This window comes from Paractinoplanes polyasparticus, assembly GCF_019710575.1.
GTDB lineage: Bacteria > Actinomycetota > Actinomycetes > Mycobacteriales > Micromonosporaceae > Actinoplanes > Actinoplanes polyasparticus.
The window spans coordinates 1-13,577 of the sequence record NZ_JAHWFK010000073.1; the positions used below are offsets into that span (position 1 = coordinate 1).

Below are 13,577 nucleotides of genomic sequence, written 5' to 3' on the forward strand. Positions count from 1 at the left end.
CAGCCACAAATGCTTCCTCCCCATGATCAGTCGATCATGTTTGAGAAGCTCCACGAAAGCGGGGGGAACTCAGCCACGTGGATCTCGTCGACGCTTACGCCTTCCCGCTACCGATCGCAGTGATCAGTGAACTGCTCGGTGTGCCGTACGAGGATCGGGACCAAGTTCGAATCTGGAGCCACGCCTTCGTCACAGACTCGACTCTGGACGGCGAGAGCAAGGCCCGAGCCGGCCAGGACTGGTTCGCCTACCTTGTGGCTCTGATCGAGGAGAAGCGGTCTGCCCCCGGCCCTGATCTGCTCTCCGCCCTGATCGAGGAATCCCAAGACAACGATCGGCTCGACCCGCAGGAGTTGATCAGCATGGTCTTCCTCCTGATGCTGGCGGGGCACGAAACCACCGTCTCGCTGATCGGCAACGCCGTGTACGCGCTGCTGCGGCACCCTGAGCAGCTGGAGCGGCTGCGCGCCGATCCGGCCCTGCTGCCCGGCGCTGTCGAAGAAGTGCTCCGATATGAGAGCCCGGTTCACATCCCCTCCCGGCGGGTCACGTTGGAGCGCGTAACCATTGGCGACGTGGAGATCCCGGCGGGGCAGTTCGTCCATTTCTCACTGTCAGCCGTGAACCGCGACGGGAACAAGTATCCCGACCCGGCACGTTTCGACATCACCCGTGATGCTCGCGGCCATCTTGCCTTCGGGCACGGAATCCACTTCTGCGTGGGTGCCCCGCTGGCCCGCATGGAGGGAGAGATCGCCCTCCGCAAACTGCTCGAACGTTACCCACGTCTCGAGTTGGGGGCGCAAGACCCAAGTTTCTCCCGCCGAACAAGCATGCTGGTGTACAGCCTCAAGTCGCTGCCGGTCAGCTTCTCGACGGCGACGTCCGCCCCAGCTTGAGTGAGCCATTCCACCGTACGTAGGTCCCGGCAGAGTCGTAAGGGTATCCGACTTGCGTGGATCAAGGCAGAAGCGCATCGATTGGCGGCAGCAGGACGGGCATGACCGATTCGGAAGATCATCAAGGGTTCCTACGTCACGCTGATCGTTCGAAGTGAGTCATGCCCGCAGGGGAACCTCGGGGCGAGACTGCCGGCCGCGGCTCGACCGCGGTGCGGGGAGCCCTTGGCGACCGCCCAGGACACCCGTTACAAGCCAGATAATCTGTCAAATCGAAGGCACTTTTCCCGTTCCCCCAGCCGCCCTCCGCCCTACCAAGGGCCAGGGTAGGAGTCGGTAGCGCCGACTGATCAGCGCTGCCGACTCACGCGCAGGGTCCCTGTCGCCGCGCTGCTCAATGAGGACGGAGGTCCGGCAGATGAGGGCGCAGGTGAGCTGACTAGGCTGTAGTGGGTGCCGCCGGGCCCGGGGCCGAGCGTCAGGCGCTGCGCAGCCAGGTACGAATTGCTTGCGTGAGCTCCGCCTTTCGCTCCAGCGGCAGCCAATGCCCAGCCGATAATGATGCCTCGGTGAGGTCGGCACAGGCCGCGCGCATCGGGTCGCCTTGGCGATTACCGGTGATGCTGCAAATCAGGTCCCATTCGCCGTTGACGAACAGCACCGGTTGCGACAGGCGACCGCCGTCGGGGGCTTCGCGTGCGTAGGCGAGGTTGGCCTCGTCGTTGGCGTACCAGGCGCATGAGGGGCCGAAACCCTGCGTTGCGAAGGCCTGGACCAGGACGTCGAAGTCGGCCGCCGGCCATAGTGCCGGATCGGGCCGAGTCGGCGGTGCCTGGTGCGCAGGGCCGAAACGCCCGCCGTTGCGTGTGACCGTCGCCGAAGGTGCCACCTGGCCGACGGCGTCGGGGCGGCCGGCTCGATAGATCGACGCGAGTGTGGCCGCCGGGTCGGCCTCGAGGTCGTTGACTGCCGCCTCGAAATGCGTTGTGTAGTAGCGGTAGTAGTCCCACTGGCCGTCCGGGTACTCCTCGGCCGGGTAGATCGTCCGATCCACCAGCGGTACGAGCGTGGCCAGGCTGTTCGAGCCGGGGTAGTACGCCCAGGAGACGAGCACGACGCCATTGCAGCGATCGGGCTGGTGCGCGGCGAGCGCACCGGCCACGATGCTGCCCCAGTCATGGCCGACCCAGATCGCGGGCCGGCCGCCGAGATGGTCATGCAGTTCCACCATGTCGGTCACCAGTTCCCGGATGGCGTAGGCGTTCTGGGCAGCAGGGGCCGACGAGTTGCCGTAGCCGCGGAGATCGGGAGCGATGCAGTGCCAGCCGTCGGCCGCGAAGGCCTCCATCTGTGCGCGCCAGATCAAACCGATCTCCGGCCATCCGTGGAGAAAGATCATCAGTGGTCCGTCGGCAGGCCCGGTCTCGAGGTAGTGCGTCGTCTGACGCGACGTGCGGTGGGTGTGTGAAGCCAATGGCATTCTTCAGCGCTCCGTTCGAGTGCGTGGATCCTCAGCGCGAGAACGCATCAGGCTTGTTCAGAATCACGGGCGCGCGGAGACCGCTTCGGCGGCGGCGCCGAACGATGCTCACGACCGTCGCGAGCAGAACAAGTGCGACCTCCAGCACCGCGTACGCCACCGCCGTCGGCTTGAGCCCGAATGATGCGGCGGCGAGCCCGGCGGCGAGCGCCGGCACGCTGAAGGCGAGATAGCTGACGATGTACATCGTTGCGAACACCTCCCCGCGCCGGGCGCCGGGTGCCGCCTCGCCCAGCGCGTTGATGGCGAACAGGAACGCCGCGCCGAAGCCGAATCCGGCGAGTGCCGAGCCGATCAGGTAGATCGGCATGGCACCGGTCTGAAGGGCTGCGATCGTGACGAGGACACCGACGGCGAGCGCGCTGTATCCGGCCCACTCGCGAAGCGACGACGGCAGGAAGGGCGAGACAACCGCTCCCGAGATGCCCGATGCGAAAAAGAGCCCGAGCACGAGTCCGACGACGAAATGATTTCGTACGCCAAGGATCGTCCCGAGTATCGACGACCCGAGCGACAGATACAGCCCGGCGAGAGCCCACGTCGCGGCGATCGGCGGAAGCAGGGCGAAGAAGACCGGCCGTACGGTCGGCGGAAGCCCGGCGCTCGGCAGCAGCGACCGCCAGACCGTCTCCTTCGGTGCCTCGGAAGGACGAGAACGTTCGGGAACAAGCCAGACGAGTGCCGCAAGGGCCAGATAGGCCAGGGCGAGGACCCAATAGACGAGCTGGCGAGGGTGCGGCGCGAACTGCACCAGGGCTCCGGACAGGATCGCTCCGATCGCGATGCCCAGGGACGGAACCGCGCTGCTGACGATCGAACCGGATCGCGGGTTCGGCGCCGTGTCCACGATCATGGCCGTGGTGGTGCCGGTGGCCGCGCCGACTGCGAAGCCCTGCACGATGCGCGCCACGATCAGGTCGCTGGTGCCTGCGGCCGTTGCGAACAGCAGCATGCCCAGCGCGAGGAGCACCAGGGCCACGGAGGCAACGGGCCGGCGGCCCACCCGGTCGGAGAGCGAGCCGACGGTCAGCAGGGCGGCCAGCAAGGCGAACACGTAGACGGCGAAGATGACCGTCAGAGCGAACGAGGAAAACCCCCAAAGGCGCTGATAGACCGGGTAGAGCGGCGACGGTGCCGAGGCAGCCGTCAGGACCGCGGCGCCTGCGGCCCCGGCAACCGTGAAGGAGAACGGACGGGCGAGCATGGCACCTCCGCCATAAAGCAACGATCTTTGCTTTGATGACCGTAAGTGCGGACGGACCCTAAAGCAAAGCCTTTTGCTATAGTGGTGACGTGTCTCACCGAACAGCCGCAAGCCGCCCCGGCGGACGCAGCAACCGGGTGCTGACCGCGATCCACACGGCGGTCGGCGAGCTCGTTGGCGAACGCGCCGACAAGATCACTTTCCCCATGATTGCCGAACGGGCCGGAGTCAACCCGACGACGCTCTATCGGCGCTGGAAAGACGTCAACGCCCTCATGGAAGAGGTTGCGGCGGCCGCCCTGACCCGCGACGGCGATCCGGTACCCGACACCGGATCGCTGGAACAAGACCTCACCCAGTGGGCGGACATCATCGCCCGCGACATCACCCGCCCCATGCGGGTCCGCTACCTCCGCGCCATGGTGGCAGCCCGCATCGACATCGTGGTCGGCTGCTCGGTCACCGAGGCGCGCCTGGAGCAGGCCGTGCTGATGGTGGACCGCGCCCGCGAACGCGGCGAGACGACACCGACAGCCGCCCAGATCCTCGATCACGTCATCGCACCGCTGTACCACCATGTCGTCTTCGCGCTACCGGTCGATCCCGGGTACGCCCGACGACTGGTCCGCGACGTGCTGACCATGGCCCGCTGAGGCGGCCGCCCGTGTCGAAGCAGCCAGGCACCGCACCGTTGTTCGTCACCCCCTCCTATCGTGAGGTGATGCGACTGCTGATTCTGGGTGGGACGTCGTTCGTAGGTCGGGCCATCGTGGAGACCGCCAGGCGTGGCGGTCACGACGTGACGATCTTCAACCGCGGGCGTACGCGTCCTGAGTTGTTCCCCGACGTAACCCGGCTGACCGGCGACCGGGACACTGGCGACTACCGCGCACTGGACGCGGAATGGGACGCCGTCGTGGACGTCAGCGCCTACGTCCCCCGGCACGTCGGGCAGTTCGCCGAGGCGCTGGACGACCGGATCGGCCGGTATCTGCTCATCTCCACCGGGGCGGTCTACGGCCGCCCGGGCGCGCGTAAGGCGCCGGAAGACACGACCGAAAAGATCACAGCTGCCACGTACGGGCCGTTGAAGGTCGCCTGCGAGGATGTGGCCTGGGACCGGTACGGCGATCGGGCCACGATCGTGCGCCCGGGAATTGTCGCCGGACCGCACGACCCCACCGACCGCTTCACCTACTGGGTCCGCCGGGCCGCCCGTGGTGGACGGGTGCTGCTGTCCGGGTCGCCGGACGCCCCGATGCAGGTGGTGGACTCGAGGGATCTCGCCGCGCTGGTCGTCACCCTGCTGGCTGACGACCGGCCTGGGACGTTCGACGCGACCGGTCCGGCCGAGCCGGTGACGATGGCCGAGATGATCCGGATCTGCGCCCGGTCGGCCGGGCGGGAGGCCGAGGTGGTCGCCGTCCCGGGCGAAACCGCCGGGCTGGGGCTACCCCTGGTCCTCACCGATCCGGCCGACTACTGGCAGTACGAGGTGAACTCGGCCCCCTCCCGCAAGGTCGGCTTGCCGTCCACGCCCCTGTCCGCCACCGCCGCCGCAGTGCTGGCCTGGGACCGCGACCGCGGTGAGCCGCCGATGAGCGTCGGGCTCGACCCCGAGAACGAGGCGAAACTGCTCACCCGTTCCGCGTGATCGCAGCGCTGGCAGCACAGCGGAAACGACCGCGCTAGCGGCGGCGTCAGGGGCTGCGATCCATTGACGAGGCAGCCCGTAGCGCCGCCGCGGTGATGACGACGATCAGAGGATGGCACCAGCCAGCCTGTCCACGTCGTCCAGATCATCGGTGGCCGACAGGAAAATCAATTCGTCGGCGCCGATCTCCTCGAACTGCGCCGCGATGGTGCGTACGTCCCCGCTCGTCGCCGCCATGCTGCCGCTGACCAGACCGGCCAGCTCAGCGCCGAGATCACTGTAGTAGTGATGCACGTTCCCCCGCCCGGTCTCCTCGTCACCGAGCCCGGCGTAGGCCAAACCGATCAACCGGGGCGAACCGGCCCGACCGGCCGCCTGCCAGGCCCGCCGAGCGCTTTCGAAAGCCGGTGCCACCAACGCCGCGGGAACGGCCCCGCCCACATATCCGTCACCCTCGCGGGCCATGCGGTCGAACGACGCCTGAACCTGGCCGCCGAAGATCAGCGGTATCCGGCGCTGCCCGATGGTCACGGCCGGGAGCGTGCCGGCTATCGGGTCGCCGTTCCAGACTTCGCGGTAGACGCTCAGGTCCCGGTCGAGTCGCGCGCCGAGGCCGCGCGGGCCATAGCCCTCCGCCACGAAATCCTCGCGGCGACCGCCGAGCCCGAGTCCGAGCGTGAGCCGCCCTCCGGACGCCGCGTCGATGCCGGCCAGTTCCTTGGCCAGCAGCACCGGAGGCCATGCCGGTCCCTGCAATACGGCGCTGAACAAACCGATGGCCTTCGTCGTCGCGGCGGCCAGAGCCAGTGCAACGGTGTCCATCACACCGGGATACGCCATCCGGCCGATCGTCGCCACGGTGGAGAATCCCGCCGATTCGGCCTGAGCCGCCCAGGCGGGAATGACTTGGGCGTCCACGTTGCGTACCTGGTTCGGAAGCCCGATGCCGATCTTCATGATTACCTCCAACAGCCCTCAGTGCGATGTTCGTGGTCAGGCGGTGCCGCAGACCTGGCGGGCATAGGAGCGGTACCGGCGCATCGCCGGCGATTTGACCATCCACCCGGAACAGCAGCGGTCGGCGCAGGCGGCGACCGGTGCGTCGACATGATCCTGGAGCCACCTTTCACCAGCCTTTCACCGGTACTGCCCGGCGCTAATCTGAGATGATGTGGATCATCGGCGTACTCGGCGTGACTCAAATCCGCCAGGGCGATCGCTTTGTGCAACTGGCCGGTGTGGTGGGCCCTCGATTCCTTGCCGCTCTCGTCGCCGCCAACGGACGGCCGGTGGCCGACGGAGAACTGGTGCAGGCGATCTGGGGCCGGAAGCTGCCCGACAATCCGGCCGCCGCATTGCAGGTCGCGGCTTCCCGGCTCCGGCAGACGCTTGGCCCCATCCACCGCTTCAGCCTGCAGCGGGCGAACGCGGGATACCAACTGTCCCTGCCGACCGGCGCCACGGATGCCGACGAGTTCACGGAGCAGGTCGGCAAGGCCAGGCAAGCTGCGGCTGACGGACGGCACACTGCCGCCGCTCGTACCTACGCCGACGCCTCGCGCCTCTGGCGCGGCGATCCCTACGCCGATCTGGAAGTCGGCGATACGGTGCCGGGCGATCTGCAGATCGCCCGGGCCAGGCTGGTCAACCTGCGCGAGGCAGCCGCGGAAGAGGCGGCCGCGGCTCGGCTGGAGGCCGGTGATGCCGCCGGAGCGGCTGACGAGTTGGACGCCCTGACCCGGTCCGCACCACTACGGGAACACCGCTGGTCGCTTCTCGTCCAAGCTCTCTATCAGGCCGGCCGGCAGGCCGACGCCCTGGAGGCGGTGCACCGGGTTCGAGGCCTGCTCGCCGAGGAGCTGGGAGTCGACCCGGGACCGGAGCTGCTCCGGACAGAGCGCCAGGTTCGCCGGCAGGACCCCGTACTGGCCCAGATTCATCCGGTCAAGCCGATCCGCCCCCGCTCCGCCTTCGTGGGCCGCGCCGGTGAGCTTTCCCGGGTGGAAAAGCTGATCGCCGCGGGCAGACTGACCACCGTCGTCGGACCGGCCGGCATCGGAAAGACCCGGCTCGCCATCGAGGTGGCGTCACGACACGAGCCGGCCTGGCTGGTGCGTCTGGCCGACATCACAGACAACCGTCAGCTGTATTCCGCCGTGGCCACCGCCGTCGGATTGCCCCCTGCGGTCCTCGACCACCGGTCGTCCCTGCTGGCCGCGATGCGCCTTCGTACCGGTCTGCTGCTGCTCGACAACTGCGAGCACCTCTCCGATGTGCCCCCCTTCGTCGACGTACTGCTCCTGCAGGGCCCGGGGATCCGTGTCCTGGCCACCAGCCGCAAGCCGCTCGGCGTGGACGGCGAGCACACTCTCGCGCTGGGCCCGCTGCCCCTCGACGACGCCGTGGCCCTGCTGGAAGACCGGATCAGGGCAGCCGACCCGGCCCGTCGGCCCGCACCAGGCGACCGTGCCGCCCTGGTCGGTCTGGCCGGTGCGCTGGACGGGATCCCCCTCGCCCTCGAGCTGGCCGCCGCGCAGACCCGCGCTTTCAGCATCGCCGACATGGCCGGGCTTCTGGACGACCACTTCTCGGTCCTGGCCGCGGTCCCGGACGGCTCGACCAGCCCGCATGCGACGCTGCGCGAGGCGATCGCCTGGAGCCTCGGCCTCTTGACGCCGCCGCAGCGGACTCTGCTGTTGCGTCTGTGGCCGTACGAGGGCGGGTTTCCCCTCGACGTGGCCGCCGGCTCCCACGCCACGCTGGCCGAGCTGGTCACGCAGTCGGTCGTGGTGGCCGACCTGACCGGTGAGGTGACGCGCTATCGGATCCTGGAGCCGATCCGGGCCTACTGCCGCTCGATCGACGACGCCCCGGCCGCCGCACGGGCCGCACAGTCAGCCTGGGTACGAGCCCTCGTCGCCCGCACCGACATTCCGTCCGATGTCGACGCCATGCGTACGCTCACCCGAGAGCTGCCCAACATTCGAGCGTCGATTGCTCACGACCTGACGGTGTCACCCCAGGACGCCCTGCGGACCGCCGGCGGATTGCGGCATTTCTGGTGGCGGGCGGGCCTGCTCGACGAAGGACGGGCGGTTCTTACCTCGGCTCTCGACGCGGCCCCCGACGCTCCGGTGGAAGACCGGCTCCTGGCTGAAACGGCGCGCGCGAGCCTCGAGTTCTATGCCGGTGACGTGGCCCAGGCCCGGCGCCTGATCGCTGCCGCCATAGCCGGGGCTGATGGTTGCGACGCCACCGTCGCCATCGGCGAGGCCCTCCTGTTCCAAGCGATGACAGAAGTCCCGACCGGAGATCCGGCGCTGGCACTGGCATCGGCCACGCGGGCCCGGAACCTGGGACGGCAGACCGGGACGCCGTGGCTCGAGACGACCGGGGAGGTGGTCCGGATCGCCGCGAGTGCGATGAGTGGATCTTGTGGCGACGTCCGGCCCCGACTGGGTGTTACGGCCACCGGAGCCGCCGAGGCCGGACAACGCTGGAGCGCCGCCTTCGGCCGGATGCTGCTGGCGCAGGGCATGATGGAGGGCGGGGAGTCGCCGTCGGAGATCCTGCGCCTGCTGCGGTGGTCGTTGCGAGAGTTCCGTGAGGCCGGCGACCTCGTCCACCTCATAGCCGTGCTGCAAAACCTTTCCGTCGTGCTGGCCTCGGTAGGAAGACCTGACCAGGCGGCGGCTCTACGCGACACCGTGCACGCTCAGCGGCTCCGGCACAACATTCTGATGCGCGGCACCTACGGCGGTGTCACCACCCCGGAAACGTGGTATCCGGCCGTCGAGCACAAGGCCGCCGGGGCATTGTCACTGGAGCAGGCTGTCGCCTTGGTGTCCGTGTAGCGGGTAGTTCTCGGTGCTCGTCGTCCGGAGTTCCGAGCGGGTCCGGACGATTCCTCCCGATGGTGAACCCACCGGCGGCGCCGCCCGTCGGGAGGGGCATGGCTGAATTGAACGAGGCGGTGGGCGCTCTTGGGTTGGCGGCCCAGCAGACCGCACTGCTGCGGGGCGCACTGACCTCCGGGTTTCTGGCACACTGCGCCGACGAGGTGAGCGTCGAGGACCTGGCCCGGGTGACCCGGCTGAGCCCGGGCCGGGTCCGTGACCTGTGCGCGGCACTGCGGGCGGCCGAGGTGCTGGCGTCGGACAACCCCGGCCGCTACCGGTTGAGTGACACCTATGCGCCGCTCCTGCAGCATGGCACCGACGTGCAGATCGCCAACCAGCTGGCCGGGGCGGCGGTGCAGGCCCAGTTGCTCGAGAAACTGTTCACCACTGACGGCCCCGACCGGTACGGGGACCTGCCCGACCCCGACCGCGCGGCGCTGGCCGCCGGTGTCACGCTGGCGCCGTCCACCGCGCTGGCCCGGGGCCTGATGAGCCAGCTGCTCGAGGCCACCCCGCAGTGGCAGGAGCTGCTGACCGGCGACGATGTGCGCTATCTCGAGCTGGGCTGCGGCTTGAGCGGGGGGCTGCTGACGATGCTGCAGCTCCACCCCCGCGTGACCGCTGTCGGTGTGGACCTGGCCGGCGATCTGCTCGACCGGGCCCGCGTCCAGGCCGCCACCCTCGGCGTCGCCGACCGGGTCCGCTACGTCCATGCCGACGCGGCCGCCTTCAGCGACCCCGAGCCGTTCGACGTCGTGTTCTGGAGCCAGTTCTTCTTCCCGGCCGCGTCCCGGGTCAAGACCTTGAGCAACGCATACGACCGCCTCCGCCCCGGCGGCCTGCTGGTCACGCCGGTCCTGCTCACCGGCCCGGACACGCCGCAGGCGGCCCTGAATGTAGCCCTCTTCCGGTCATGGGACATCCCGGTGCTGACCGCCGAGGAGCTCGGCACCGAGCTGGGGACGGCCGGCTTCACCGCACCGGCCGTCCACCCGGGACCCTCCGGCACCCTTGTCGTGGCGCGGCGACCGTAAGCGTCGAGTCCGGCCACTGACAGGCTGAGCGTGGCGACCGGATCGGTCGAACCGGTTCTGCGGTGTGGCTCACTGACGACGAGCGGGAACAGTTGCAGGCCTGGTCACGGCGGCCGACCGCGCCGACGCCGCCTGCCGGCCGGGTTGAAGGGGGACCCCCGATCGGGATCCCCCTTCAACCTGACCAGGGTCAGCCGACCCGAATCAGCTGGGCCTCGGTGGTGCTGCGGTTGTCCTTGCTGACGACCATCAAGCCGAGGGGCTTGGTCAGTGCGAACTCGTCCTTGTTCACGGTGACCGTCGCACGCGCCGTCGTATCGGGTGCGACGGGGATGACCATGCCGGTGCTCAGGGCCGGGGTGAAGGCATTGAAGGTTGCCATCCCGGTTTCGTCGGGGACGGTTACCGCGGACGTGTAGTCAACGCTGACGACGTGATAGCGCAGCCGCGGGTTGGCCGCCGACAGGCACGGTGAGCCGTCCTGACAGAGCTGCGCGATCCGCACCGGCATAACCAGGGTGGAGCTGTCGGTGGGCACTTCGGTGAACGACTCGACCGAGGCGTTTTCCGAGCGCAGATCAACCACCAGCGTGGCTGCCTGGCCGTTCGGGACCCCGGCGGTGGCCAGGCCGAAGTCGGTCGAGATGACGGTGTAGTCGTCCTCGCTGTCGGCGTCGACGTCCACGCGGACGAAGACGTCGTACGCCGCAGCGTTGGACAGGCGTCCATAGTTGGTGACCGCGAAGGCGATGCTGCCGTCGGCCGGCCGCGCCTGCACGCCAGCGGCCTTCAGGTCGACGGCGCCGGCCGTGCCTTCCTTCGGATCGCTCAGGCCCCAGGCGTACCAGTCCGCCCGCCCGTCGACCACACCGCCCCGGTTGGTCACCGTCGCCGAAGTCTCACCCGTTCGCATCAGTGCGCTGACATCGAGCTTGGTGTTGACCTTGGAGACCGCCTGCGGGACGAAGTAGTACGGCACGCTCGGGGCGACGCCGGCGTTGGCGCCGCCGGTCGGGGTGAAGGTGACCAGTCCCGAGACGTCGTGGAACTCGGCCGAGTTCCCCGCGGTCGTCGCCGGCACCGTCAGGGTGACCTCGACCTTCGCTTCCCCCCGCGCCGGCACAGTCACCTTGTTCTTGTTCAGCGTGACCTGGTGCTTGCTGCCGGCGGGCCGGGTCGCCGAGACGGTGAAGGTGGCCTGGGTCGAGCCGAAATTCTTCACTCGTACGGTCTTGCGCTGTGTGTAGTTCTTGCCGAGCTCGGCGAATCCATAGTTCAGCGTGGCCGTGCCCGGGTCGCCCAGGGCCACTACCTGCGTCGCCGTGGCTGCCTGCACCTGGACGAGACCGGCGCCGTTGCTGCGCGTGACGTAACCCTTGACCTTGCCCGCATCCGCCGTGTTGACCAACGCGGCCTTCCAGTACTCGACCTTGCGCCAGTCCGGATGCGCCTGCTTGACCAGCGCGACCGCGCCCGCTGTGTGGGGGGAAGCCATCGAGGTTCCCGACGAGATCAGCGAACCGTTTCCGCTGCCGGATCGCGCCGAGGCGATGCTGACGCCGGGCGCTGTGACGTCAGGCTTGAGCCAGCTGTCGCCGAGCCGGGCGCCGGCGGAGGAGAAGGAAGCGGTGCCCAAGTAGCCCGGGTTGGTCAGCGAGGTAGCGGTCAGCGTGCCCGTGGAGCCGTCTGCGGCGAGCAGCTCGCCGGCTGCGGTCGAGGGCACACCCAGGAACGGGATGGTGACCGTTGCCGGCTCGTTGGTGTCTGCGTTCTCGGTGATCGGGCCCTCGTACGGCGGGAAGTCCGGCGTCGTGTTGACCTGGATGACCGCGGCCGCCCCGGCTTCCTGGCCGTAAACGGCCTTGGCGGTGCGCGCGCACTCGCCGCGGGAGACGACGGCGATGGCGCCTTCGACGCCCGCCTGCCGGAACTCGGCGGTGCTGCAGCCCAGGCCGATACCGCCGGCGCCGTTACCTACGACCTTGATCGGCAGTGCGGTGCCGCCGGTGATGGCGGCTCCGTTGAGTACCGCGGTGTCGAGGTCGGTGCCGGTGCCGAGGGCCAGCCGGGCGCCGGGCAGGGCGGCGATCGGGTCGCTGGCCGCGACACTGATCGCGCGGGTGCTCGAGGCCGGGCTTCCGGTGAGGTACGGGCTGGGGCCGGAGTTGCCGGACGCTGCGACAACGATCACGCCGGCCTTGGCCGCGTTGTCCGCAGCTTGGGCATCCGGCGACTCGGACGCGCCGAAGTCCACGCCGAGCGACATGTTGATGACGTCCATGTCGTTGGCGACGGCCCACTCGATCGCGTCGACGACGAGGTCGGTGGTGCCGGTGCAGCCGAAGACCCGCACGGCGTACAGGTCTGCCTTGGGCGCCACGCCGGGGCCGATGTTCCAGGTTCGACCGGAGACGGTTTCTGCGTTGTAACCACCGGTGTAGGTCTTGCCGTCGGCGGTCACACCGAAGCCGGCCGCCGTGCCGGCGACGTGGGTGCCGTGCCCCTGGCAGTCCAGCGGGTTGCTGTCCGGCTGAGGTACCGGCTGCGGGTCGGGTGCGCTCGGATTGGGTTGGTAGGTGTCGCCCACAAGGTCGATGCCGCCCTTGACCTTCGGTGCGCCCGGGCCGAACAGCGCCGGATCGGCGGGCGCGGCCGAGGCGGCGCGGGCCTTCTCGTACGCCGCCTTCGTGCCTGGTCCGCCGAAGTCGGCGTGGGTGAAGTCGATGCCGGTGTCGACGACGGCGATCTTGATGCCTTCGCCGTGGAGATTGCCCGGCGCCGACCACGCCTGCGGTGCCCCGATCAGCGGAACGCTGTTGGCGTTGGCCCGCTGGTGGGTCCGCATCACCCGGACGCCGATGACGCCTGGCTCCTGCGCGAGCTGCCGGGCGCGGTCGGCGGCGATCCGCACCTTCACGCCGTTGTAGGCCTGCTGGTAGGTGCCGAGTACCGTGCCGCCGAGCTCACGGGCGCGCTGCTCGATGGGTGCCTGCGCTCGGTCGAGGCTGGCGCGCTTCTGCTTCTTCTGCGTGTTGTCCATCGGCGTCTCGGCGGCAGCCACCGTCAGCGGCTCGGCGGCCAGTTGCACCATCACCGTCACCGGCTCATCGGTCACGCCGGCCGGCAGGTTGATCACCTTGGAGCCGGGTGGGACCGGTCGGGTGTCATGCCCGCCACCTGACGGAGCATTTGCGGCCGGCGTTGCTCCCGCCAGCCCAATTGCCGGCGTCGCCGCCGTCAACCCCGCTCCCGTCAGCACGAGTGCGGCGCCCACCGCGCTCGCCTTGAGCTTACTCAAACCCACTTGGTTCGCCTTTCCTCATGCGAGCGCCGCGATCGAGCGGCAC

General features: G+C 69.0%; 9 protein-coding genes. 5 read left to right on the plus strand and 4 right to left on the minus strand.

Going from position 1 to position 13,577, the window contains the following annotated elements; translation table 11 throughout:
* Positions 1–77: 77 nt before the first annotated feature.
* A complete protein-coding gene (locus KXC43_RS47695) occupies positions 78–899 on the plus strand; it encodes a cytochrome P450 (RefSeq protein ID WP_221382941.1) in 822 nt (273 codons plus the stop codon).
* 478 nt (positions 900–1,377) lie between these two features.
* On the opposite strand, the gene KXC43_RS47700 is transcribed toward KXC43_RS47695, so the two are convergent.
* Positions 1,378–2,298: an alpha/beta fold hydrolase gene (locus KXC43_RS47700; protein WP_221382942.1), complete on the minus strand. Its 921-nt coding sequence runs from the start codon at positions 2,296–2,298 to the stop codon at positions 1,378–1,380.
* A 112-nt stretch (positions 2,299–2,410) separates the two neighbouring features.
* A complete protein-coding gene (locus KXC43_RS47705) occupies positions 2,411–3,643 on the minus strand; it encodes an MFS transporter (RefSeq protein ID WP_221382943.1) in 1,233 nt (410 codons plus the stop codon).
* 89 nt (positions 3,644–3,732) lie between these two features.
* Between KXC43_RS47705 and KXC43_RS47710 the strand changes: the two genes are divergently transcribed.
* Together KXC43_RS47710 and KXC43_RS47715 are read left to right on the plus strand one after the other, a co-directional pair.
* Entirely contained in the window at positions 3,733–4,296 is a 564-nt protein-coding gene (locus KXC43_RS47710) for a TetR/AcrR family transcriptional regulator (protein WP_308129588.1), read from the plus strand.
* 68 nt (positions 4,297–4,364) lie between these two features.
* Positions 4,365–5,297, plus strand: coding sequence for an NAD-dependent epimerase/dehydratase family protein (locus KXC43_RS47715; protein WP_221382944.1), 933 nt, complete (start codon positions 4,365–4,367; stop codon positions 5,295–5,297).
* A gap of 105 nt (positions 5,298–5,402) precedes the next feature.
* Here KXC43_RS47715 and KXC43_RS47720 read toward each other — a convergent pair whose 3' ends face one another.
* Complete coding sequence (locus tag KXC43_RS47720) at positions 5,403–6,254, minus strand: LLM class flavin-dependent oxidoreductase (protein WP_221382945.1); 852 nt, start codon at positions 6,252–6,254, stop codon at positions 5,403–5,405.
* A 236-nt stretch (positions 6,255–6,490) separates the two neighbouring features.
* Here KXC43_RS47720 and KXC43_RS47725 point away from each other — a divergent pair, with 236 nt between their 5' ends.
* Positions 6,491–9,151: an ATP-binding protein gene (locus KXC43_RS47725; RefSeq protein WP_221382946.1), complete on the plus strand. Its 2,661-nt coding sequence runs from the start codon at positions 6,491–6,493 to the stop codon at positions 9,149–9,151.
* Between the two features lie 98 nt (positions 9,152–9,249).
* Complete coding sequence (locus KXC43_RS47730) at positions 9,250–10,230, plus strand: SAM-dependent methyltransferase (RefSeq protein ID WP_221382947.1); 981 nt, start codon at positions 9,250–9,252, stop codon at positions 10,228–10,230.
* A 190-nt stretch (positions 10,231–10,420) separates the two neighbouring features.
* Here KXC43_RS47730 and KXC43_RS47735 read toward each other — a convergent pair whose 3' ends face one another.
* Positions 10,421–13,345, minus strand: a complete 2,925-nt coding sequence (locus tag KXC43_RS47735) for a S8 family peptidase (RefSeq protein ID WP_221382948.1) — start codon at positions 13,343–13,345, stop codon at positions 10,421–10,423.
* Positions 13,346–13,577 lie beyond the last annotated feature (232 nt).

Excerpts from the sequence above, each read along its gene's own strand:
- KXC43_RS47715 (WP_221382944.1), top strand. The coding sequence starts at position 4,365 with ATGCGACTGCTGATTCTGGGTGGGACGTCGTTCGTAGGTCGGGCCATC.
- KXC43_RS47705 (WP_221382943.1), bottom strand. The coding sequence starts at position 3,643 with ATGCTCGCCCGTCCGTTCTCCTTCACGGTTGCCGGGGCCGCAGGCGCC.
- KXC43_RS47730 (WP_221382947.1), top strand. The coding sequence starts at position 9,250 with ATGGCTGAATTGAACGAGGCGGTGGGCGCTCTTGGGTTGGCGGCCCAG.
- KXC43_RS47700 (WP_221382942.1), bottom strand. The coding sequence starts at position 2,298 with ATGATCTTTCTCCACGGATGGCCGGAGATCGGTTTGATCTGGCGCGCA.
- KXC43_RS47720 (WP_221382945.1), bottom strand. The coding sequence starts at position 6,254 with ATGAAGATCGGCATCGGGCTTCCGAACCAGGTACGCAACGTGGACGCC.